This window comes from Streptomyces regalis, from assembly GCF_001509475.1.
Lineage (GTDB): Bacteria > Actinomycetota > Actinomycetes > Streptomycetales > Streptomycetaceae > Streptomyces > Streptomyces regalis.
Genome location: NZ_LLZG01000142.1, coordinates 66,601 through 88,435, shown reverse-complemented (window position 1 = coordinate 88,435; position 21,835 = coordinate 66,601). Strand labels below are relative to the sequence as shown.

General features: G+C 69.7%; 17 protein-coding genes and 2 pseudogenes. 16 read left to right on the top strand and 3 right to left on the bottom strand.

Translation table 11 applies throughout. The annotated features are described in order from the left end of the window. Window positions 1-100: 100 nt before the first annotated feature. The 6 genes and pseudogenes from ADL12_RS19585 to ADL12_RS19560 form a co-directional block, all read left to right on the top strand. Window positions 101-541, top strand: a pseudogene (locus ADL12_RS19585) (DNA/RNA non-specific endonuclease); the annotation flags it as partial. Beyond that, on the top strand, window positions 535-1,077 hold the full coding sequence (locus ADL12_RS19580; RefSeq protein ID WP_244187947.1) for an SMI1/KNR4 family protein: 543 nt from the start codon (window positions 535-537) through the stop codon (window positions 1,075-1,077). The pseudogene ADL12_RS19585 and the gene ADL12_RS19580, both read left to right, overlap by 7 nt. Window positions 1,078-1,130: 53 nt before the next feature. Further along, window positions 1,131-1,565, top strand: a pseudogene (locus ADL12_RS58105) (RHS repeat-associated core domain-containing protein); the annotation flags it as partial. A 412-nt stretch (window positions 1,566-1,977) separates the two neighbouring features. Then, window positions 1,978-2,949 (top strand): hypothetical protein, encoded by a 972-nt coding sequence (locus ADL12_RS19570; RefSeq protein WP_062703961.1) that lies wholly within the window; start codon window positions 1,978-1,980, stop codon window positions 2,947-2,949. A gap of 44 nt (window positions 2,950-2,993) precedes the next feature. Continuing rightward, entirely contained in the window at window positions 2,994-3,308 is a 315-nt protein-coding gene (locus ADL12_RS19565; protein WP_062703960.1) for a hypothetical protein, read from the top strand. Further along, window positions 3,305-3,754 (top strand): hypothetical protein, encoded by a 450-nt coding sequence (locus tag ADL12_RS19560; RefSeq protein ID WP_062703959.1) that lies wholly within the window; start codon window positions 3,305-3,307, stop codon window positions 3,752-3,754. Before ADL12_RS19565 ends, ADL12_RS19560 begins: the two co-directional genes overlap by 4 nt. A gap of 134 nt (window positions 3,755-3,888) precedes the next feature. Here ADL12_RS19560 and ADL12_RS19555 read toward each other — a convergent pair whose 3' ends face one another. Together ADL12_RS19555 and ADL12_RS19550 are read right to left on the bottom strand one after the other, a co-directional pair. Next, window positions 3,889-6,516, bottom strand: coding sequence for an FG-GAP-like repeat-containing protein (locus ADL12_RS19555; RefSeq protein WP_208614569.1), 2,628 nt, complete (start codon window positions 6,514-6,516; stop codon window positions 3,889-3,891). Between the two features lie 319 nt (window positions 6,517-6,835). Beyond that, window positions 6,836-7,723, bottom strand: a complete 888-nt coding sequence (locus ADL12_RS19550) for a septum formation family protein (RefSeq protein WP_062703957.1) — start codon at window positions 7,721-7,723, stop codon at window positions 6,836-6,838. A gap of 337 nt (window positions 7,724-8,060) precedes the next feature. Between ADL12_RS19550 and ADL12_RS19545 the strand changes: the two genes are divergently transcribed. The 7 genes from ADL12_RS19545 to ADL12_RS19510 all read left to right on the top strand — a co-directional run bounded on the left by ADL12_RS19545 (window position 8,061) and on the right by ADL12_RS19510 (window position 18,401). Beyond that, window positions 8,061-8,492: a hypothetical protein gene (locus ADL12_RS19545; protein ID WP_062703956.1), complete on the top strand. Its 432-nt coding sequence runs from the start codon at window positions 8,061-8,063 to the stop codon at window positions 8,490-8,492. Between the two features lie 50 nt (window positions 8,493-8,542). Continuing rightward, the gene (locus ADL12_RS19540) at window positions 8,543-9,409 is read left to right on the top strand and encodes a hypothetical protein (RefSeq protein ID WP_062703955.1); all 867 of its coding nucleotides are present in this window, start codon (window positions 8,543-8,545) and stop codon (window positions 9,407-9,409) included. A gap of 119 nt (window positions 9,410-9,528) precedes the next feature. Continuing rightward, the gene (locus tag ADL12_RS19535) at window positions 9,529-10,146 is read left to right on the top strand and encodes an RNA polymerase sigma factor (protein ID WP_079052133.1); all 618 of its coding nucleotides are present in this window, start codon (window positions 9,529-9,531) and stop codon (window positions 10,144-10,146) included. Window positions 10,147-10,357: 211 nt separating this feature from the next. Next, window positions 10,358-11,215, top strand: coding sequence for a hypothetical protein (locus ADL12_RS19530; protein ID WP_062703953.1), 858 nt, complete (start codon window positions 10,358-10,360; stop codon window positions 11,213-11,215). Window positions 11,216-11,957: 742 nt separating this feature from the next. Next, on the top strand, window positions 11,958-13,463 hold the full coding sequence (locus tag ADL12_RS19520; protein ID WP_062703951.1) for an AAA family ATPase: 1,506 nt from the start codon (window positions 11,958-11,960) through the stop codon (window positions 13,461-13,463). A 433-nt stretch (window positions 13,464-13,896) separates the two neighbouring features. After that, complete coding sequence (locus ADL12_RS19515) at window positions 13,897-14,793, top strand: S-4TM family putative pore-forming effector (RefSeq protein WP_062703950.1); 897 nt, start codon at window positions 13,897-13,899, stop codon at window positions 14,791-14,793. Then, the gene (locus ADL12_RS19510) at window positions 14,790-18,401 is read left to right on the top strand and encodes an AAA family ATPase (RefSeq protein ID WP_062703949.1); all 3,612 of its coding nucleotides are present in this window, start codon (window positions 14,790-14,792) and stop codon (window positions 18,399-18,401) included. The genes ADL12_RS19515 and ADL12_RS19510 overlap by 4 nt, the downstream gene beginning before the upstream one ends. On the opposite strand, the gene ADL12_RS19505 is transcribed toward ADL12_RS19510, so the two are convergent. Beyond that, window positions 18,398-18,973 carry a helix-turn-helix domain-containing protein gene (locus tag ADL12_RS19505; protein WP_208614568.1) on the bottom strand — a complete coding sequence of 192 codons (576 nt, stop codon included), beginning with the start codon at window positions 18,971-18,973 and terminating at the stop codon, window positions 18,398-18,400. The genes ADL12_RS19510 and ADL12_RS19505 overlap by 4 nt on opposite strands. Window positions 18,974-19,185: 212 nt before the next feature. Here ADL12_RS19505 and ADL12_RS19500 point away from each other — a divergent pair, with 212 nt between their 5' ends. The 3 genes from ADL12_RS19500 to ADL12_RS19490 all read left to right on the top strand — a co-directional run bounded on the left by ADL12_RS19500 (window position 19,186) and on the right by ADL12_RS19490 (window position 21,817). After that, complete coding sequence (locus ADL12_RS19500) at window positions 19,186-19,443, top strand: hypothetical protein (RefSeq protein ID WP_062703947.1); 258 nt, start codon at window positions 19,186-19,188, stop codon at window positions 19,441-19,443. A gap of 644 nt (window positions 19,444-20,087) precedes the next feature. Continuing rightward, a complete protein-coding gene (locus tag ADL12_RS19495) occupies window positions 20,088-20,750 on the top strand; it encodes an RNA polymerase sigma factor (protein ID WP_062703946.1) in 663 nt (220 codons plus the stop codon). Then, window positions 20,750-21,817, top strand: coding sequence for a hypothetical protein (locus ADL12_RS19490; RefSeq protein WP_062703945.1), 1,068 nt, complete (start codon window positions 20,750-20,752; stop codon window positions 21,815-21,817). The genes ADL12_RS19495 and ADL12_RS19490 overlap by 1 nt, the downstream gene beginning before the upstream one ends. The last annotated feature ends 18 nt before the right edge of the window (window positions 21,818-21,835 follow it).

The window sequence follows — 21,835 nt, the reverse complement described above, 5'->3', positions numbered from 1 at the left end:
ACAGCCGCGCGGGCCACGGCCTCCCGGGGGCTCGGACGCGGACAACGAGCAGCGGTGCGATTCCGAGCCGAAGTCGTCCCGCTTCCAGTACCAGACGTACCAGACGCTGGACGGGGAGGGCCGCGCTCAAGGGGCCACCGCGCTGATCTGCCCGAGCGACCTCAAGGCCCCGCTCGCGGACAGGGACACCGGCAAGGTGGACGTGTACGGATTCCCGGACCCCGCGCAGAACAAGACCAAGAGCGGCGGTTTCATCTTCGACCGCACACACATCGTCGGCGACAAGGTGGGCGGCGACTGGGTGAACGAGAACCTGTTCACCGGGTTCTCGCGCATGAACAAGAGCGGCATGCGGCGTTGCGAGATACAGATGGAGAAGAAGCTCGCGGCTGGGAAGTGGGTCATGTACACAGCGAAGGTCAACTACAGCCACACCACGGGATATGCGGACAGCATCACCATGTCCGCCTACACGGAGGACGGAGCATTGTTCGACAACGTCGTAGTCCAGAACAGCCCGGATTGGCAGACGACATGCTGAGAGTCGAAGAGCTGGAGGCCGCGCTGCCGTCGATGACACGGTGGCGCGTGCCAGGCGGGCACAGCGTGGACTGGGCCGCCCTGGAGGCGGACTTCGGCACGGCGCTGCCCTCGGACTTCCGCGCTCTGGCGGAGGCGTACCCGGTGCTGGTCGTCGACGACTTCCTCATGGTGTCCGTTCCCCTACCCGGCGCCGAGGCGTCATGGGTGTCCGGGCGCAGGGAGGACGAGATCCTTCAGGATCTGTACGAGATGGGCGACACCGAGAACTACGTCCCCTACCCGCAGCCGGGAGGCCTGATCGAATGGGCGGCGTCCAATTCGGGGGACTCCTTCTACTGGAGGACGAGCCCCGCGGAGCCGGACGCATGGCCAGTGGTCGTCCGCGGAGCCAACGGCGACTGGTCGGAGTTCCCGGTCGGTGCCGTCGAGTTCCTGGCCGGCGTGTACGGGCGCACCATCGACGTGCCGGGCATGCCCAGGAACTTCCCCAGCGACCACCCGCAGGTGCTGGGCCTGAGCGACCGCATCGACTGATCGGTAGCTGAGCCCCCACCGCATGTGAAAAGCGCTCGCCCCCCGGGACTCCCCCGGGGGGCGAGCGTCTGTCGCAGGTCAAGAACAACAGCGATGGCACGACGGAGGACGGCTACTACGGCTACAACAGCCACACCGACGTCGAGACCCTCACGGACAACAACGGCGACACGAAGGCGACCTACGGCTACACCGCCTACGGCAACGACGACGAGGCCGAGTTCACGGGCATCGACAAGCCGGACACCGCCGACCCGACCAAGGAGGCGTACAACCCGTACCGCTTCAACGCCAAGCGCTGGGACGCGAAGTCCGGCACGTACGACATGGGCTTCCGGGACTACAACCCGGGCCTGAACCGCTTCACCACCCGGGACATGTACAACGGCGCGCTGTCCGACATGGCCCTCGGAGCGGACCCGTACACCGGCAACCGCTACGCCTTCACCGGCGGAAATCCGATCAGCCGGGTCGAACTCGACGGCCACGACTGGTGGGACACCGTCAAGAGCTGGGTCTCCGGCGGCACCAAGACGGCCACGAAGGCTCCCAAGGGGGTCTTCTTCGGAATCGAGGTGTTCCTCAACGGAATCGGCTGGAACGACGTCCAGAAGCCGGTCAAGCGCACTTACAAGGAAGAGAGGCCCGACTACAAGGCAGGCCTGCCCGCCGAGCGCGATCCGGGATCGTCCTCGGTGGCCATGTCCAACTCCCGCATGAGACGCCGCAGTCACCAGGCATCGTTACGCGAAGTGACCGTCCGTGTACGCAAGTTGCTGTACGGTGGGCGCGACAGCTTGCTTCATCGGTCCGTCTCGTACGGGCATGAAGCGGCCCTCGACGCCGGTTGCACCCGGCGAAGAGGGCCTTCATCACCAGTGGATAGAGGGTCCACCGAAAATGCTTCGTCATGCTATCGCGCCTGCCCGTCACTTCTCCCAGGTGCCGAACGACATCATCCGCCATCCCCGGCTCTCCTCCGACGCCGTACGGCTGCTGACCTGGCAGTTGTCGTTGCCCGCCGAGGCGAGGGACTCTCTGTCGCGGACCGCCGAGCGTGCCGGGATCGGCAAGTGTGCCTTCCTTCGGGCGAAGCGCGAGCTGAAGGCCGAGGGTTACCTGCACGAGTGGCGGGAGCAGGGGGTGCGGGGGCTGTGGGCGACCGTGCAGCTCGTGTCGAACGTGCCGTTGACGGGGGAGGAAGCGGCGGGGGTGCGGGAGGGTGAGGAGGCGGCGCCGGCTCCGGTGGGCGGATCTCCGGCCGCCGGTGAGCCGAAGGGTCGGGCCGTCGGTTGTCATCCAGAAGCCCCCGTTCGGGAGAACACCCCCCTCTATCCGGCGGGCACGGCTTCCGTCGGCTCCGGTGACTCCAGTGACTTCGAGCGGCTTGCTCTGGCCCGCCAAGTCGTTGAATCTCTGAGCGACTTGGATCCGCGGCTGCGCATGCCGCGCGGCATGCTCCCGCAGCTCGCCGCGCTGGCCGGGGAGTGGCTCGCCCGTGGGCATACGGCGGCGGCCGTTCGGGAGTGCGTGCGTCGTGCCCTGCCAGGGAGGGGGCAGGTCATCCGCCGGCCTGGTGGGCTGGTGCGGTACGTACTGAGTGAGGTGCCGCCTCCGCCTCTGACTCCCGCCGTTGCCGCTCCGGAGAACGCGGCTCCACAGCTGCCCCGTGTCGCGCAGATGCGGGAGTGCGAGGGTCGCCATACGCAGCCGCTGCTCTTCCGGCCGGTCGCCGACGAGCGACTGTGCCGTGCCTGCCGGAGCGCGCGGGCGGCGGTGGGAGAAGGGGCCGCCGGGTTCGAGGGTGTCCAGGTCGCCGTACAGGGCGCGGCGGTTGTGCGCGCGGCGCTTCGCGGGGAGGTGGTCCTGTGATCGGCGTCGGAGCAGATCGTAATACGGCGTGTTACGCTCGCCGTATGGCCAAGACCCGCATCTCCATCAGCCTCGATCCCGGTGATGCCGAACTCATCAAGGCGGTCGCGGCGGAGAACGGCCTGGATGTGTCGGCGTTCCTGGTCATGGCGGGGCGCAAGGAGGCCGTGCGGCTGGCGCGGCTCGCGGAGTCCTTCGCCGAGATCGATGCCGCGATCGCGGCGGCCGAGGCCGAGGCCGAAGAGCTGGTGTGGCCGCCCGACGACGAGGTCGACGAGGATGAGATCGCCCGGGCCCAGGCGGAGATCGCGGCTGCGCGTGCCGAGTCCGCCGTGCGTCGACGCGGTGCCGTCGCGTGAACCTCGGCTGCCCGACGTGCCCGGACCTCGGCTCGTTCGGTGACGTCGTCTACGACGCGGGAATGCTGATCGCCCTGGCGGAGAAGAAGCCGGGGGTGGCCGTGGCCCGGCATCGCGAGTTCGGGAGGAAGGGGCTCCCCGTCGTCCCGGCGCCTGTCGTGGCGCAGGCATGGCGGGGCGGTGCGAGTCAGGCGCGTCTCGCGCGGGCGCTCAAGGAGTGTGCCGTGGTCTGCTGCTACACCGAGATCGAGTGGCGGCGCGTCGGAGAGCTGATCGGCCGGGCCGACCTGCCGGCCCGGAAGAAGCCCGACCCGGTCGACGGGCTCGTCGCGCTCACCGCCTTCCAGATCGGGGCAGCGCTGGTCGCTACGTCCGACCCTGACGACATCGCGGCGTATCTGAGGCAGCTGCCTGGTGGAGAGGCCGTCATCCCGGTCCGGGTCTGACGCATGCCCATGTTCATGCCCATGACTCGGCCGGGACCCCGTGCAGTGGGCGGGGTCCCGGCCGAGTGAGGTCCTCCCGTCGTGCTGTCCTGAGGAGGAGGGAAGGAGTGGCACGACGGGAGGACCGGTGGGGGTTACGGCGTCAGCGTCTGGCCCAGGTGGGCGTCCGTCGGCGTGCCCAGAGTGGTCTTGCTGTAGATGACCGCCTGGGTGTAGCCGAGGCCCGTGCTGTTGCTCGGGAGGTACAGCACGATGCCGTCCGTGCCGTCCTCGCCCTCGGCGCCGAACGTCAGGTCGGCGCGGCCGTAGCCGGACAGGTCCGTCAGCGACACCGAGGAGCCGAACAGGTCGCCGCTCTCCGCCGCGCCAGCGACGCCGGACGTGTCCTGGGAGACCAGGACCGAGCCCGTGCCGGTCAGGCCGGAGGCCGTGCCCTTGACCAGGATCGCGTCGCCCGCGTTGGACTGGTTGACGCCGCTGCGGGGGAAGTCCTCGCCGGGGGCGCCGGCGAGGGCGTCCGCGTAGCCGTCGGCGTTGTAGTCGCCGACCGACACCGAGGCGCCGAAGTTGTCGCCGGACTCGTTGCCGCCGGGGACGTTGGTCGTGTCCTGGTGGATCGTCGTCATGCCGGTGGTGGTGAAGCCGGTGGAGGTGCCGGGGACCATGGTGATCTGGCCGCCGGACCTGCCGCCCGACTCGGACGCCACCGGCTGGCCGATGACGATGTCGTCGTAGCCGTTGTTGTTGACATCGCCCGCGGCGATGGAGCGGCCGCCCTTCACGGAGATCACGCCGACCTTGGTCAGGCCGGTCGCCGAGCCCGCGAAGCGGACCACGCGGCCGATGCCGCCGGTGTCGCGGTAGTTCAGGGCGACGTCCGCGTAGCCGTCCCGGTTGAAGTCGCCGGTCGCGGCGTCCAGGTAGGCCACCGAACCCGTGGCGGAGGTCAGCGTGCCGTACTTGGTGGCGCCGCCGGTGTGCCGGGCGTTCCAGTTGCCGCCCTTGCCGGAGCCGGCCGCGAACACATCCGCCTTGCCGTCGCCGTTGAAGTCGCCGACGGCCACCGTGGAGCCGAGCTTCGCCCCTGCCGCCGTGACGCCCGAAGTGGTATACGAGAAGCCGGAGTTGAGACCAGGGCCGTACAGGACCGTGACCGCGCCGCGGTCGGCGTTGCCGCTGGTGTCGTCCTCGCCGGGCGAACCGATCGCCAGGTCCGCGTAGCCGTCGCCGTTGACGTCGCCCCACGCCGTCGAGGCGCCGAAGTTGTCGCCCGACTCGTGACCGCCGGGGACGCCGGTGCTGTTCTGCGTCAGCGTCCGCTTCGAGGCGGTGACCGGGCCGTCCATGCCGCCGGGGATGACTGTGAGGGTGCCGCCGTTGCTCAGCGCGCGGGGCGTGCCGGCGACGAGGTCGGTGATGCCGTCACGGTTGTAGTCCGAGGTGGGCAGGGCGTGCGAGATGCCCGGGGTCTTGGCGACCTGGGCGATCCGGCTGAGCTTGGGGTAGAGGTTGGCGCCGGGGCAGGCCGTGGAGTTGGTGTCCCGGTGGCCGAAGACCCGCGGCAGCGTGACCGACGTGCCCTTCGGGATCTTGTTGCCGCTGTAGCCCTGCGCCACGCCGGACGTCAGCGTCACCTTGCCGGTCGGGTCGATGCCGTACATCCCGAACTTCCAGGCCACGATCCGCGCGATCGCGTCCAGGCCGGCGCGGCTGGGCGTGGCCTTCTCGAAGTTGCCGATGTAGGAGATGCCGACCGTGTCGGTGTTGAACCCGGCGTCGTGCGCGCCGATCACCGGCAGGTCCATGCCGCCGCTGCGGCCCTCGAATATCTGGCCGCACCTGTCGACGACGAAGTTGTAGCCGATGTCGAACCAGCCCTGGCTGAGGTGCGCCTGCTGGATGGTGCGCAGCCGGGCAGCGGACTCGCCGCAGGACACGCCGTTGTCGCTGTCGACGCCGGTGTGGTGGATGACGGCGGCCTTGATCTCGGTGCCGTACTCCGGCGTGCCGTCGTAGTCCGTCGACGCCCCCCACTCGGCCTGCGTGATGACCGGCGGCTTGACGACCGTCGAGGGCCGGGGCGCGGGGACCGTGGAGGTCGGGGAGGGGGAGGAGGTCGGGGATGCCGACTCGGTCGGTGTCTCGGAGACGGTCGCCGTGGGCGAGTCCGTGGGCGAGTCCGTTGGCGTCACGGAGTCGGTCGGCGTCACCGTCTCCGTCGACGTCACCGCTTCCGTCGGTACCGGGGACTCCGTCGTCGGCGCCGTGGTCTCCTCCGCCGCGAACGCGGCCGGCTGTACCTCGCCCTCCGGGTCCGTGCCCGGGTCGAGCAGCTTGACGTCCATGCCGGCCGGCTGGCCGCCGACCTCGGTGCCGTCCGCGTTCACGAGGCGCACCTCGACGCCGTCGGAGTCGCCGGTCCACACCGACTCCGTACCGCCGCGCAGAGCGGCCCGCTCGCCCTCGGCGCCGTCCGCCTGGCTCGGCTCGAGCGTGACCTTCTGCCAGCCCGACCACTTGCCGCTCTCGATGTCCCGGGTGCGCACCTCGGGCGTGCCCTTGGCCTGCGCCTCGGGGTCGTTCCAGGTCAGCACGACCGCGCTGAAACGGTCGGTGTCCCGCTTGGCCAGGCCCCGGCGGCCCGAGCCGCGGTCCTTGAGCTTGAGCGTGTGGACCGACGGCTTGCGGCTGTCCCGCTTGGCGTCGGCCGGCGCGGACGGATCCGCCATCGCGTACGTCACGACGCCGGCACCGCTCAGCACGACGGCTCCCACCGTCAGCCATGCACGTCTCTTGAGACTGAGCGGTTTGTACGCATGGGTCCTGCGAGGACTCAACTGCCCCACCCCTAGGAAATGGTCACGATCGCATCACCTGTCACACAGGTGGCATCAACTAACAGCGCACAAGTTGCAGAAACTGTCACTCGCTGACATGGCGACCCTGACGCGGTCTACGACCGTCGCACCGATGCGTCACACCAACGCCGTCACACCAATGCCGCCGGCATGCGGGGTGACCTGCCCTTGAGCGGGCGGGGCCGGGCCCTCGGCGGACGCGGCCCCGCTGGCCCGAACGGCGTCAGCTCGCCCAGACCTCGGCTTCGTCGGCCGGGACGGTGGTGGCCAGGCCCAGCTCCTTACGGGCGGCGACCGTCTTGTTCGGGTCGATGCCGGTGAAGGCCGGGTCGTAGGCGATGTAGAACGCGTCGGCGTCGGCGGCGTTCGCGGCGGCCTTCCAGTGCCCGGCCGTCTTCGTCAACTGCTCGCGGAGCTTGCCGACTTCCGCGCCCTCGATGCCCTTCAGGCCCTTGAGGTGTGTGTCAAGGGCGGCTGCGATGGCCTTGGCCTGCGCCTTGTAGGCGGCCAGGTCCTCCTCGACGTCCTTCTCGGACTGGTTCGCCCACAGGGCGTCGTAGACGGCGTTCGAACCCTTCAGATATGTGCTCTGCTCGGGCTTGAAGGACTTCGCCTCGGCGTCCAACGAGCCGGTGAACTTGCCCGACTCCTTGGTGTAGGTGCAGGTCACGGCGCGGTCGCCGGTCGTCCAGCTCTCCTTGGTCGGGGTGTAGTAGAAGATGGCGACGCCCTTGGGGAGCGCCCAGGTGTCCGGGGCGAACTTCCCCGCCTCGACCGGGCACCGCTCGTCGGCGATCGCCGAGATCGCGTCGTCGCCAGGGTACGAAGTCCCTTCGTCGATCTTGAAATCGGCGACGACCTGACCCGAGTGCCCCTCGGTGCAGGGCACGATCTCGACGAGGACCTCCTCGCCCTCGCCCTTGGTGTTGGGGTTGTAGCAGTCCCCGATCTCCAGCGAGAACACCGACCGCTGCCGGGCCACCTTCTTCGCGCCGTCCTTGGCGCTGTCCACGGCATCCGATACATCCGAGCACCCCACAGCGCCGATCGCGAGCAGGGCGACGACGGCAGATATGCCACGAGCGGAACGGTACGAGCTACGGGTTGCCATGACGTGTACATCCTCTTATGTGAACTTTATGAGGGGGGCGCGCGCATCGTATGCCATCGCGGTGGCCTGGCAGTGCGAAGTCCCTGCCGATGCAAGGTGGATGTGCGGCAAGGTCTCTGACATGCGATAAGCCGCAATGGTTGTACGTGGCTGCCGCGCGGCATCGACGGCCGCATCGAAGACGCACGAGGGGGCGAAAGGTTGTACGCCATCTACGACTTCGCTATGTGTGAATGAACACGCCTGTTACCCGTGATGTTCACGAGGTGACGTCCGCTTGGTCAGCGAGGGGACCAGAAGGAGTCCTTCCGCCGACGGAGCAAAGGGGTGGGGTCCCATGAGCACAGTGGACGAACGCGCGCCGGGCGCGCATGAGATGGGCCCGTACGCCGCGACCTTCGTCGCCGGAGTCACCGTCAGGAACCGGCTGCCGCTGGACTATTCGGTGGCCAGTCTGCGCATCGTCGACTGCCTGATCGACGGCATGCGCAGGGGCGGCGCGGACCGGGAGCGCGCGCGGGAGACGCTGTGGAGGCTCGGGGCGTACGTCGGTGAGGTTCTCGTGCGCCGCGCGGGGGCGGTGTGGGTGGACTTCGACGCCGACCAGCGCGCCTACTTCGGCCAGGCGGTCGGGGTGCGCATGCCGGACGGTCGGGTCTGGAACCCGCTCGGCAAGGTCCACAACCGGTTCGAGGCCGGTGGCCCCGGGGAGTCCCTGCAGATCTTCTACCTGACCTTGCACGGGCGGGCACGGAGGGCCGCGGCATGAAGAGTTGTACAGGAAGCGGCATCAGAGGTTCCGTAGGGAAGCGCCTCGCCGTGACGGCCGCGCTTGTGTTCTCGGCCGCACTCACCGGGTGCTCGGCGGATGCGGATGCGGATGCGGATGCGGATGCGGATGACGCGGCGCTCGCCGAGCCGGGCAGCCGGGCCACCGCCCCCGTCGGCACCGAGCCCGCGCCCACACCCGCCCCCGAGACCTCCGCCGAGTTCCTCGCCCTGGCCAAGCAGGCGATGGCCGCGCAAGAGGGCTGGCGCTTCAGCGTGAAGGGGAGCGAGGAGCTGGTAGCCCAAGGCCAGAAGAGCGGCGCGACCTACTCGGCGCAGGTCCACCGGACGACCGGCGAGCCATGGGCGCTGCACTCCGTCGGCAGCAGCCGCAGCAGCAAGGGCGTGATCGAGTCCGAGGAGCTCTACGTCGTCGACGGCGTCGGCTACGTCAAGGAGGGCGACGCCGCTTGGCGGCACGGGCCCCTCTCCGACCCGGAGATCGCGGGCAAGGTCGAGGACCCGGTGGCCGCCCTCGACACGTTCGAGGAGTACGGCGACGCGGTCTCCCTCACTGCCACGGACCAGCGGATCGAGCTGCGCGTCCGTACGGCGCCCGCCGCGCTGCCCGCCGTACGGGACCAGGGCGTCGTACGCAAAGCCCTACGGGAACTCGCTCCGACCCTGGAGCAGTTGCGCGCGGGCGGCGTGACGGCACCGGAGAGCGCGATCACCGTGGAGCGTGCCGAGGAGACGCTCGTCCTCAACTCTGCGACCCACCAGGTCACTTCGCACACCTTCCGGTGCGTGCTGCGCATCCCGTACGGGACGGGAAGCATCCGCTACGGCCAGGCCGTGACCGAGCGGACCTCGGGGCCGTCCGAGAGAGCCGTCGTGTTGCCAGAGGGAGTGGGGTGACGGGGGGCACTGTGACACTTATCTCCGGCCCGACGCTGAGGACCGTGGGGGACAAGGGCGTGCACGGCCATACCGCAAAGTACGGACGCGCCGCGAGCCGGTACGGACGAGGACAGTTCTTGCGCCAAGGAGGGGAACCCCGCCGCGTGCACGCGTACGACGGGGAGTTGGGCGCGGCCGTCGCGCGGGCTCAGGAAGGTGACGAGGCCGCCTTCGCGGTCGCGTACCGGCTGGTGCAGCCAGGACTGCTCGGGTACCTGCGTGGGCTGGTCGGGAACGATGCCGAGGACGTGGCGTCCGACGCCTGGCTGGAGATCGCCCGGGACCTGGGCCGGTTCAAGGGCGACGGGGCCGGGTTCCGGGGCTGGAGCGCGACCATCGCCCGGCACCGGGCGCTGGACCATCTGCGCCGGCAGAAGGTACGGCCCCGCTCGTCGGCGCTGGAACAGGACGTACTGGACCTGCCCGGCGCGTACAGCACGTACGACCAGGCGCTGGAGTCGATCTCCACGGAGCACGCCCTGGAGCTGGTCCGCGGGCTGCCGCGGGACCAGGCCGAGGCCGTGCTGCTGCGCGTGGTCGTCGGCCTCGACGCCCCCGCCGCGGCACGCGTCCTCGGCAAGCGCCCGGGCGCGGTCCGCACGGCCGCGTACCGGGGGCTGAAGCGTCTGGCCAAGCAGCTGGGCGGCGAAGGTGTGACGGATGACGGCCCCCGGACGCTGGGGGAATCGAAATGAACAGTGAGCGTGACGGCGGCGGCCAGGGCGGAACATCGGCGCCTCAGTGAGGCGAAAGCGGTGTGCGCGGTGAGTCGTGCGGGGCGTGGGGGACGTACAGGCTCCACGAGCTTGTACGGCACAGCTGTCATGGAGGTCACGTAGATCGCGTACGGCACGTGCATCACGTTGGCCGCATTCGGATCAGGTCGGACAGGAACGGGAAACGGACATGGGTGAACAGCAGAGCGGCGGTGGGACCCCCGGCCGTCGGCGTGTGCACCCTGACGGCACGGCTTCCGGCAACGCGGCCGGCCACGCGTCCGGCCCGAGCGTGATGCTCGACGACGCCGCGTTGGAGGCGCTGCTCTCCGCCGCCGTGCTGCGCGGGCACCGCGTGGACGCCGAGGGCGAGCAGCGGGCCGTGGCCGCGTTCCGGGCGGCCCGGGACGCGGGGGCGCACCGGGCGGGCACCCGGCGCCGGGACGACTGGCGGCCCCGCGAGCGGCGCCGGCTGGCGCTGTCGGTGAAGACCACGCTCTCCCTCTTCCTCGCGAGCCTCACGCTGGGCGGTGCGGCATTCGCCGCGATCGGTACGTCCGGTTCCTCGGACGCCCCCGCCGACGACAAGGGCAGGCCCACCCCGTCGAACACCGCTCCCGGTCTGCCAACCGCCGAGCCCTCCGCCGCCGCGTCCGACGCCGCCTCTCAGAAGCCCGACCATCCGGCCACCGCCGAGGACACCGAGGCAAAGTGCCGCGCCTACGAGCAGGTCGAGGACCACGGCAAGGCCCTGGACTCGACGTCCTGGCAGCTGCTCGTCACGGCCGCGGGCGGCGAGGACAAGGTCTCCGCGTACTGCGCCGAGCAACGGGCGCGGGCGACGGCGTCGGCGTCGGCGTCGGCCAAGCCGAGCGAGGCCGCTACGCCGGGCGGCGGAGCGGGTAACGCGACCAGCGGCGCCGACAATGCGGGAAGCGGGGCAGGTAACGCGACCAGCGGCGCCGACAATGCGGGAAGCGGGGCGGGCAACGCGGACAGCGGCGCCGACAATGCCGACAGCGGCGCGGCCAACGGGAAGAACAACTAGCTCCGGCCCTGTGGTCGGTCAGACGACCGGTGCGACGTGAGGGAAGGTGTCGGTCGGGCGGGCGGTGACGGTCCTGGTCGGGCTGCGTGGTGTTGTGGCGGTCGCCGAGGTCCGGGTCGTGCTGGCTGAAGACCGGGTCGAACATCGGGTGGCGACAGGTTGGCGGCCTTGCCGCGGTCCCAGCCGGACAGGTCCATAGTCAGCCGGCGCAGTGTCCAGGGCTGCCCGTCGTTCGGGCCGGGTTCGCCGAAGACGAAGCGGTAGGCGAGGTCCTGGCGGGCGGCGGTGCCAAGCAGCTGGAACCCCTCGGCATCGCCGGCGAGGACGTTTTCGTCAGCATCTTCTAGGGCGACCTGGCCGTCCCCGGCCGCTGAGGCACCGTCCCGGTGCGGCACAGACACGGCACGGGCGAGGGGTGCGCGAGACGACCGGGGCCGCCACCCCTGGCCCAATTCGGCTATAGAGGGCCTCCGACCAGGTGCTTTGTCATTCTGATGCAGGTTCTCGCTTCTCCTCCGGACCGGCCTGCTTCCAGGTGTTTCTGGCTGTTCCCGACCGCTGTTGGTCATGCGTTGGCCATACGGTCGGACGCCGGCTCGGCCCTGCGGGCAGCCACGCTGGAAGTTGCTCGCGCCGGATCCGCTGGGGTCCGCTGCCGAACCACGAGGATGAATCCAGTACGACGCAATTCGTCGAAGTAGACTTAGACGAAATAGGTCGCAGTCGAGGTGTGGGAGAGTGAGTGGAGAAGAGCCTGTCGGTCAAGCCGGATGACGTGGTCGACCGGGACCGGGAGTGGGGTCTGCTCGCGGAGTTCCTCTCCGATCCGGATCCGGCGATGCGGCTCGGCATTGTGTCGGGGCGGCGGCGGCATGGGAAGTCGTACCTTCTGCAGGCCCTGTCCGAGCAGGTTGGCGGTCTGTACGTCACAGCGGTCCGGGAGGAGGGGCGGCTGCCCGCGATCCAGCGGTTCAGTGACGCGGTTGCCACGCATGCCGGTCTGAGGCCGGGCAGTCTGCGCCTGACCGACTGGCGTGACGTGTTGTCCAATGCCCTTGATGTGACGGCCCGTTCGGTGCATCCGCTGCTGGTGATCGACGAGTTGCCGTATCTGCTCCAGCACTCGCCCGAGATCCCGGGGCTGCTTCAGCAGCTTTACGACGAGCGCCAGCGTGGCGCCCGGCGTGGTGCCGGGCCGGGGCCGCGGCTGATCCTGTGCGGTTCTGCGATGAGCGTCATGCACGAACTGCTCTCGGGAACCAAGCCGCTGCGGGGCCGTGCCGTGGTCGATCTACGGCTGGGTGCCTTCGACTACCGGGACAGCCGGGACTTCTGGCAGATCACAGACCCGTTGACCGCACTGAAGGTGCACGCGGTGCTCGGCGGCGCACCGGGGTACCGGCCGGTGGCCGGCCGTCCGCATCCGGACGACGGCTTTGACGCGTGGCTCACCCGGACATTGCTCGATCCGGGCCGGGCGGTGTACTCGCGCACCGAGACGGAGTACCTGCTGCGCGAGGACCCGAGGATCACGCAGCACACCCTCTACTACGACATCCTCACCGCGATCGCGAACGGCGCCAGCACCCCCAGCAAGATCGGCGCCGCCCTGGAACGTCCACGCAACGCCGTCGCCCACCCTCTCGGAGTGCTGGAGTCCACCGGCTACATCCGCCGGGAACAGGACATCCTCCGCTCCAAGCACCCCGTCATCACGCTCGCCGACCCCGTCATCCGCTTCAACCAGCTCGTCACCCTCCCGCAGGCTGCCGCCGTAGAGCAGGGCTTCGCCGAGCAGGTGTGGCGGCAGGCCGCTCCGACCTTCAACTCCAAGATCCTCGGACCGCACTTCGAGGACCTGGCCCGCGACTTCACCCGCCGCTATGCCCACCCCCTGCTGCCCGGTGGACTGCCCGGCCTGGTCGGTACCACCGAGGTCGCCGACCAGGCCGCTCGGACGAAGCACGAGGTCGACGTCATCGCCCTGGCCGCGGGCGAGCGCCCGCAGGCCCCTCGTGCGAGGATCGCCGTCCTGGGCGAGGCCAAGGCGACCGCCGCCCGCCGGGGGACCGGTGACCTGGAACGCCTGGAACGCATCCGCGCCCTGCTCACCGATCAGGGGTACGACACCGCAGCTACCACACTGGCCCTGTACTCCCTGCACGGCTTCTACCCCGACCTAGTCGACCTGGCCAATCGTCGTGACGACCTCCTTCTGGTCGATCTGCCCGCCCTCTACGGCAGCTGACACCGACAGCCTGCGCTCGTGTCGAAGCTCGCCGAGCCAGGAGTGGAACAGTGTGATGCCGGCATACGTAAAGCGGTTGTCGGAGTGCCCTGGCCTTTCAGCCCACCGGCCCTTGCTTCTTGAGCCGTCCTGTCCCGCCGAAGCCATCAGCCTTCCTTCCGGTCGGCTCACCCGCCGTCGACCGGCGACCTCCGCCGGGGTTCCAGGTTCCGCGCGCGCAAGCGGCGTGAATCATCCACCCGGTGCCTGCCACACGCCGCGTTCTTCTCCAACCAGGGCCGACCGGTGCGCAAGGATTTCGTCCTCGCGCACGCAGGCGTTACCGAGACGGCCGGGGCCGGCGCACCGCAGTCACCGACGACAACTGGCTGTACCGCTAGGGCTACCAGACGTGTGAAACTCACTACGTAGATCTGCACACGGGGGAGGGACGTTGACGAACAGCCATCCCATCGCGGAGCAGCAGGAGAGCGCCGCGGCCATGCGCGTGCTCAAAGCCATCGCCGTGGCTCACCTCCGCAACCAGCGGGCGCAGACGCTGAGCTTATGCGTCTCGATCGTTTTGGCCGTCGCCGGCCTGCTGACCGGCTCGGGTTCGCGGTACGGCACCGCCATCACCCTCGGTGGCACTCTCTGGGCCGCGCTCTACATGGGAGTGATGGCACCCTGGGCCGAGCGATACCTGCGAATCGCCGCGACTCTTCAGGAGATGTTCGACGTCGCCGTACTCGGCCTGCCGTGGAACAGCGTGGCGGTCGGGAACCGGATCGGCGACGACGAGGTGAGCCGACTCAGCCGGCGCTTTCGCGGCGGCGAGGACCGGCTGCGGGGCTACTACCTCGTGGTGGACGCCGCCGCGCCCTACGACGTGCTCTTCTGCCTGGAACAGAATCTGGCCTGGGGATCCCGGATTCGGCTTCGCTTCGCCCAACTGATGTTCGGTGTGCTGGTGCTGTGGTCCACGGTGGGTGTCTTGCTTACCCTCGCCACCGGCGGGACGATGAGCCGGCTGGTCACCGGGTGGTTCGTTCCCTCGCTCGGCCTGCTGCTCCTGTGCCTGGAGATGTACCGCACGCAGATGACGAGCATTCAGGAGAGGCTGCGCGTCCTCGGGCTGGTGCGTGCGGTCATCGACGACCCCACGTCACCGGTGATCACCACACCGGACGCGCTGCCCCGCTTCGCCCGCCAGGTCCAGGACACGCTCTATCAGATGAGACGGCTCCAACCACGCCTGCCGGCCTGGTACTTCCGGCGCTACCACGACCAGGACAAGGGTGATTTCCAGATCAGGATGCGGGAGCTGGAATCGAGGTTCCCCCAGTCATGACCGTCCTGGAGGAACTGACCCAAGAGTTCGGAGACGCCGCCGTAGCGTCGGCCATCATCGAGTCGTTGCTCGACAACGGCCTCGAGATCCGTACCGGCACCATTGAGGAGCGTAGTCGCGGCTTCACCGGGGCGCAGCTGGCGAAGGCACTGGTGGAATACGCCACGGGGCAGCCCGAACCGCAATGGTGCGTGATCAAGTTCTGTCCGTCGGTGCCGTTGAAGCACCAGCGGGAGAACCGACGGCATTTGGCGGCCCTGCGGGAGGCACCCGGGGAATTCGGCCAACACCATCTCGCCGAGATCGCCTTTCCAACGGTCAACTGTCCCGGGGGCGCTTTCGTAGTCGGCCAGTTCAAGGTCGATGGCATTCCGCTGGGGAAGGTGGGGCTCGACCAACGCGCCGACGTCTGCAAGACGATCTGGCGCAGGATGCTCCTGGGGTGGACCGGTGCCGACTACGACAGTGAGCAGACGACGGTGGCCGGGTTGCTGATGTGCGAACTGGGCGACGGCTTCAAGACCGACGGGTGGCTGCACGGCTGGGCGCGAAGGCGCGGCCTGCTCACGCCCGACTTCCTCCAATTGCCGGGCGAGAGCGAGCCGTTGCCCAACCCGTGGCGGCTCTTCGCCGAGGGCATGCCCGCGACACAGAGGAGGATCCACTGTCTGGTGGGCCGCACACACGGCGACCTGCACGGCGACAACGTCCTCATACCCCAGTACGACGGGATCGCCGACGCGGACCGCTTCCGGCTGATCGACCTGGCTACCTACGACCCGCGGGCACCGCTGAGCCGGGATCTCGCCACCCTGCTGATCTCGCTCTGCTGGCGGGAGATCGGGGAGTCCTCTCCGGACAGCCAGTCGACGTTTCTCACCTATCTGGAGCGCGACAAGCGAGACAAGCGCCTTGATGACGGTATGCCGGGCAGGGTGCGAAAGATCATCGACGCGCTTCGGGAGCCCGCACTCAAGTTCGTCGTCGACAAGCGCGGGGATCCGGAGCAGTGGCACAGGCAGCTGAAGGTCTCCCTGCTCGCCCAGGCGATGCTGCACAGCGCGTACACGAGCGGTACGCCGGATGCCCGCCGCTGGTGCGCAAGGCTGGCGGGGAGGCTCACCCGAATTCTCCTCAGGCCGGTGGACTCGCCGACTGTCAGGCCGGAGCTCTTCGACGCGGGAGAGGACCTCGACACGACCGGCACGGTGGCGACGCGGCCGACCGGCCGACGGGCGCGAGGCGCATCCGGCTTCGTCGACCGCACGGGTCCGCGCAGTGACCTTCGCGCGGCGTTGGACGATCGGGCCACCTCCGTCATCGTGGTCAGCGGCCCGGCCGGGATAGGCAAGACGGCGCTGGTGCGCGAGGTGCTCGCCGGCCTGGGCTGGACGGATCCGGACGACGATTCCTCGGCGGTCCGCTGGCACGAGGCCACACTGTACGGGGAGATAGGCGTGGCGACCCTGGTCGAGGACATCGAACCACCCGGGTCGGGCAAGGCGGGCCGGTTCGCACAGGCACGCCTGGAGATTGCCCTGGACGGCCTCGACGCAACCGGCGGCTTCCGGCGGGTGATCGTGATCGACTCGGCGGAGAATCTCCTCAGGGACGGTCACGTCCTGCGCGACTCGGAGCTCGACCTGGCGCTGGAGACCGTGCAGAGTCGGCCGGACACGCTCGTCAAGGTCGTGTTCGTGACGCAGCACATGCCCGCGGCGACGACGGGCATGGCGTGGACGGAGAAGGCTGTCCATATCAGCCTGAGCGGACTCAAGCCACTGTCCCTGCGGGAGCACTTCGCCGTACTCGACCCGAGTGACACGTACGGACTGGCAGCTCTGCCGGAGAACGATCTGCGTCGTGTTCACGGTCGCCTGGCCGGCAACCCGCGGCTCGCCGAACTGCTCTCCGCGGTCATCAGCAGCGATCCGCCGGGGTTACAGATCCACGAGGTCGGAGCGTGGCTGTCCTCCGTGCCGGCGAGCGAGGTGCATCAACGCCTGGTGCGCATGTTCGTCGACCACCTTCCCGTCGAACAGCAGCGGGTGGCGGAGGGGCTGGCGGCGCTCGGTTTTCCGGTCGGCACTGAAGCCGTCATCGGCATCCTGGAGCCGTATGTGCCGGCGCTCCGGATCGAGCCGGCACTGCGAGCGCTCGTGGCGGCCGGTCTCGTCTTGGAGGGCCGGGACGGCCGCCGGTACCTGCGAAAGAGCGAGATCGAGGCGGTCCTCAGCCGCCTGGCCGCCGGTGACCGGCGGGTGGACGAGGGCGAACTGCCGACCCGGCGCGCCCTCCTGCTGCGAGCGGCCGGGGTGTGGCAGGGCATGCAGAAGGACGACGACGACGTCCACGGCATGGTCGACCTGGACGCGCACTTCGCACGCGTCGACGTCTGGCTCCGGGCCGGACTGTACGACTGCGCACTCAGCGTCATCGAGCCGATGCAGGATCTGGTGGACCGCTGGGGCAGCGGGACCGAACTGCGGACCCAGCGGGAAGCCGTGCGCGGCCGGCTCGACGACGATCGGGAAGGCGAGATGGCGAACCTCGCCGTGCTGGGGGACATCTACTCGTACAGCGGCGACTTCCCCGCTGCCCAGTCGGCCTACGAGACTGCCCTCACCATGGCCCAGGGGGACCAAAACCGTGAGGCGATACGCCGTATCCACATCGGCCTGGGGACCATGTTCTGGGAACACGGGCACCTCGCGGACGCCGAGAAGCACTACAGGTGGGCTTGGGGGCTGGCAAGCGAGGACGAGGACGACGACGGCGGCGACCGTGCCGCCGCGCTGACCGGACTGGCCGACTGCCAACAGCGGCAGGGTAAATACCGACGCGCGATCAGGGACGCCCTCTCGGCTTTCGAGGCCGCCCACGAGACCGAGCTCGAACTGGCGTCAGGTGCCGCCCTGCGGCTGTCCCGGTGGTACGCCGAGCTGAACGAGATCCCAAACGCGCTGACGATGCTGGCTAGGTGCGACGAACTGGTCACGGCCCGCCCCGATCCCTCGCTCCAGGCGGACCTGCTCAGCGCGAGGGCCGAGCTGTACCTCTATCAGGACAGGTACAGCGAGGCGCGCTGGGCGGTCGAGCGGGCGATCGGTATTGCACGCGACCACCGGGACCCGATCAACCTGCGGCGGTCGCTCACCGTACTGGCCCTCACGCATGTGCACATGGGAAATCTCCCTGCGGCCCGGGAGGCGATCGAGGAGTCGGCCCGCTACCGGGTGGCAGGCAAGGAGACCGCGGAACTCGCTCTGCGGGGGATCATCGCGCACCGCTGCGGTCTCCCGGGCACCGCGAGGGATCTCTTCCAGCAACTCCACGACGAGACCGGCCAGCGCACGAGGGCGGACGCGCATGACCTGGTCGCGTGGGACTTCACCGGGATCGCCTGGTGTTATTCGGTCCTCGTCGACAACGCGGAACCCGCGCGGGCGCTGGAGGCGTTCCGTCAGGCACGTCCTGAGCCAGCCGAGCGGACGCCCGGGCTGGACGACCGGCTGAGGTTCATGGTGGAGATCCTGGCCAACGGCGATCCGCGCCTCGAACCGGTACTCACTCAGTTGGCACGCGTGCGACCGGGCCGCGCCGGCTAGTTCTCGAACCAGCCCTTGTCGTGCGCCAGCATGATGGCCTCCAGGCGGGTACTGACACCGATCCGCTGATAGAACGCCCGGAGCAGCCGGTACATCGCCCGCTCCGAGTAGCCGGTGTCCGAGGCCAGCCGGGACACGGTCCAACCGTCGGAGAGCCGACGCAACCAGGCGATCTGCTCCGCGGAGGGAACCGAGCCGCGCGGGCCCCGGCCGCCCCGGCCGGTCACCAGGAGATCGGCCACCTCGGTCGGCATCACCGCCTCGCCGTCGAGGGTCGCGGACACCGCCCGCTGCAACGCTGACACAGTCGCCTCGCGCGCCACCACCGACCGGGCACCGGCCCGCATGGCCCGTACGCCCATGGAGGCGTCGTCGGCGGAAGGCAGCGCGACGACGAGCGGGCGGGGCCGTAGGCGGCACAGAGCGGTCAGCCGGTCCAGGTCCTCCGCACAGCGCAGAGTCAGCAGTACCACCCCGCCCGGGCGTTCACGCAGCCAGGCTTCGGCGTCCGCGGGCTCCTCGACGAGGTGCCCCAGGCTCGACAACGACGCTGCGACGCCATGCCGGAACACCGGCAAGGGGTCCAGGACCGCGACATGAACGGTTGCCGTGATCTCTGTCCCTCCCTGTGACCGCCGCGCTACCGGCCGGAACGCAGCCGACAGCTTAGGGCGGGTCAGGAACCTGCCAGAGGACGGTCATGGGTGCGCACGATCAGTCATGGACCTGCAACGCTCCGCTCCCCTAGCGTCGGATCATCCATTGACGCTTGGGGGAGGCGCGCGTGGTTTACTCCGACAACTCCGGTCGCCGCATCCGTCGGCGCGTCAAGCGCCGCAGGCAACCGGCCGGCAGTAAACCCGACGAGGCCAAGACTCGGTACATCCGCCAGGTCGCGGAGGACAACCCGAGGTTCACGCTCGAAGAAGTGCACGCGGAGATCTATTACAACCGGGGCCGCCACGACATTTCCAAGGACATGGTGCGCAAGGTTCTCGGTGAGCCCCGCCTCAGGCTGCCGCGGTGGCCCTTCGGCCGTTGACGATGGTCCGGGGTCTGACGGCTTCCGATATGGAGTGGCAAACACCCCAGGTGGATCAGGCGAGCAAGGCCTGACGTGCGGCGGAAAGCCGCCGCTACCGTGTTCCGATCTTCTGCTGCCGGGCGGCTTCGTCCTTGCGCAGGACAGCCCGACTCGCGGTCGCTCACATCAGTTTGGAAAAGGCTCGCCGGTCGGACCGCCATGGCCGAGCACGGTGAGCGCCGAGTCGAAGGGGCTCCAGAGCCGCATCTGGACGGTTCAGTGCCTAGTGCTGGACAGGATCACACGAGGCGTCCGGCCGGTTGGTCACGCGTTGGCCACGGTGGTCACCGATTCTGCGCATCGCCCCAGGTCAGAGCGGGTGAACCGCGGAGACGACCGGGGCCGCCACCCCCCACAGGAGAGGCCCCGGCCGTCGCGCGGCACGGGCCGCGCGGCGGCCCGTACTTTCTACAGCGCCATGTCTGCGTTTTCTGTCACACCTGGGCGGGGACATTGCGGTGTCCTGGGTAGTTGCATGTTGTGCGGACATGGACGAGCGGCTCTTTCAGGCCGTAACGTGCCTTTCGCGCCGGACGCGGAGGGCGTATGACCACCGCAACGACCTGCGGTCTTGAAACCGCAACCATCAATTGAGGTACCTAGTGCTGGGGGACGACGCGGAGCTGACTGCCGCGGTGCTTGCGGCACAGGACGGAGACGAGACCGCGTTCCGGACTGTGTACCGCTCCGTGCACCCGCGGCTGCTCGGGTACGTACGGACGCTGGTCGGCGACCCCGACGCCGAGGACGTCGCGTCGGAGGCATGGCTGCAGATAGCGCGCGACCTGGAGCGGTTCAGCGGGGACGCGGACCGCTTCCGCGGCTGGGCCGCCCGAATAGCCCGCAACCGCGCGCTGGATCACATACGCATGCGCGGCCGCCGCCCTGCGATCGGCGGCGACGAGACGGAGCTGACCGGGAAGGCCGCCGAGTCCGACACCGCGGGCGAGGCCATCGAGGCCCTGGCCACCGACGGCACCCTCTCCCTCATCGCGCGCCTGCCGCAGGACCAGGCGGAGGCCGTCGTCCTGCGCGTGGTCGTGGGGCTCGACGCCAAGACGGCCGCGGAGACGCTGGGCAAGCGTCCGGGTGCCGTACGGACCGCCGCGCACCGGGGGCTGAAGCGGCTCGCCGAGTTGCTCGGCGACGATCCGGAATCGGCCGGGGTCCTCGACGCCCTGCCTCCCCAGCGAGGAACCCGCGACCGTGCGGTGACGTCTGCGAGTGTGACGCATATGCGTTCGCGGACGCAGAAGGATGTGTGATGGCCGACGAGCAGTACAGGTGGCTGGACCGCGAAACGGCGGAGCGATTGCTGCGCGGAGAGTCACTCGAAGCTGTCGATGCGGCCGACCGAGACCAGGCCGAACGGCTCGCCAAGACGCTTGAGTCCCTGACCGTCGAACCCCCGCTGAGCAGCGCGGAACTCCCCGGAGAGGCCGCCGCGTTGGCGGCGTTCCGCGCGGCGCGCGCGGACCGGTCCGACGCTCGGATGGCCACCTCCCTGAGCTCCGCCTCCCAGGGCTCCGACACCGGGCTCGTCCGCATCGGCGCTCCCGGCCGCGCCGCCCGTCGGCCCCGCAGGGGCCGTCCCGTACGGCTCGCTCTCGCTGCCGCGCTGACCGTCGGCATGGTCGGCGGGGTGGCCGTCGCGGCCGGAACCGGAGTGCTGCCGCCGCCGTTCGACCGCGACGAGCGGGGCCGCCCGGCCGCCTCCGTCTCGGCGCCGGTGCCGGAGCGCCCGCTCATCTCGCCCTCGCCGGAGAGGGGTGCGCAGGGCGTGCCCCTGCCCGACGGCGGCTCGAAGGCCCCCACCGGCCCCGGGAACACCTGGGAGACGGCGCCCGGCAGCCCGTCCACGGACCGCGAGACCGGCGTCCCGGACCGCGGCGAACGCTCCGGCGGCTGGTGGAGGACCGTCACCTCGTCCTGCCGCGACCTGCGCGACGGCAAGCAGCTGCCCGTCGAGCGCCGCCGCACCCTGGAGAACGCGGCCGGCGGTTCCGTCACCGTGCGCAAGTACTGCAAGAGCGTCCTGACCGGCGTCGGCGAGAGTGCCGGATCCCTGCGGGGCGACGGCCGGGACGAGGGCAAGGGCGACGACGGCCAGGACAAGGACAAGGACAAGGGCGACGACGACCACGGGGGCCGGGACAAGGGCAGAGGCGCCCCCGAGGGCCGCTCGGCCGGCTTGCGCGGCGACCGTGGCCGGGACGGCCACCACACGGTCGGCGCTGCGCGTACCCCGTCCGCCGTGGTCGCGTTCCTGTCGGGCCGAACCTCGCTGCCCACGCTGCAGCCGGTCGCAGTCACTCCCGTCACGCGCCTCTGAGCTGCGGTTTTGCGGTTC

What these genes read in the sequence shown, in the direction of transcription:
- ADL12_RS19530 (WP_062703953.1), top strand. Translation starts at nt 10,358, where the DNA reads ATGGGTGAACAGCAGAGCGGCGGTGGGACCCCCGGCCGTCGGCGTGTG.
- ADL12_RS19550 (WP_062703957.1), bottom strand. Translation starts at nt 7,723, where the DNA reads ATGGCAACCCGTAGCTCGTACCGTTCCGCTCGTGGCATATCTGCCGTC.
- ADL12_RS19580 (WP_244187947.1), top strand. Translation starts at nt 535, where the DNA reads ATGCTGAGAGTCGAAGAGCTGGAGGCCGCGCTGCCGTCGATGACACGG.
- ADL12_RS19545 (WP_062703956.1), top strand. Translation starts at nt 8,061, where the DNA reads ATGAGCACAGTGGACGAACGCGCGCCGGGCGCGCATGAGATGGGCCCG.
- ADL12_RS19565 (WP_062703960.1), top strand. Translation starts at nt 2,994, where the DNA reads ATGGCCAAGACCCGCATCTCCATCAGCCTCGATCCCGGTGATGCCGAA.
- ADL12_RS19490 (WP_062703945.1), top strand. Translation starts at nt 20,750, where the DNA reads ATGGCCGACGAGCAGTACAGGTGGCTGGACCGCGAAACGGCGGAGCGA.
- ADL12_RS19510 (WP_062703949.1), top strand. Translation starts at nt 14,790, where the DNA reads ATGACCGTCCTGGAGGAACTGACCCAAGAGTTCGGAGACGCCGCCGTA.
- ADL12_RS19570 (WP_062703961.1), top strand. Translation starts at nt 1,978, where the DNA reads ATGCTTCGTCATGCTATCGCGCCTGCCCGTCACTTCTCCCAGGTGCCG.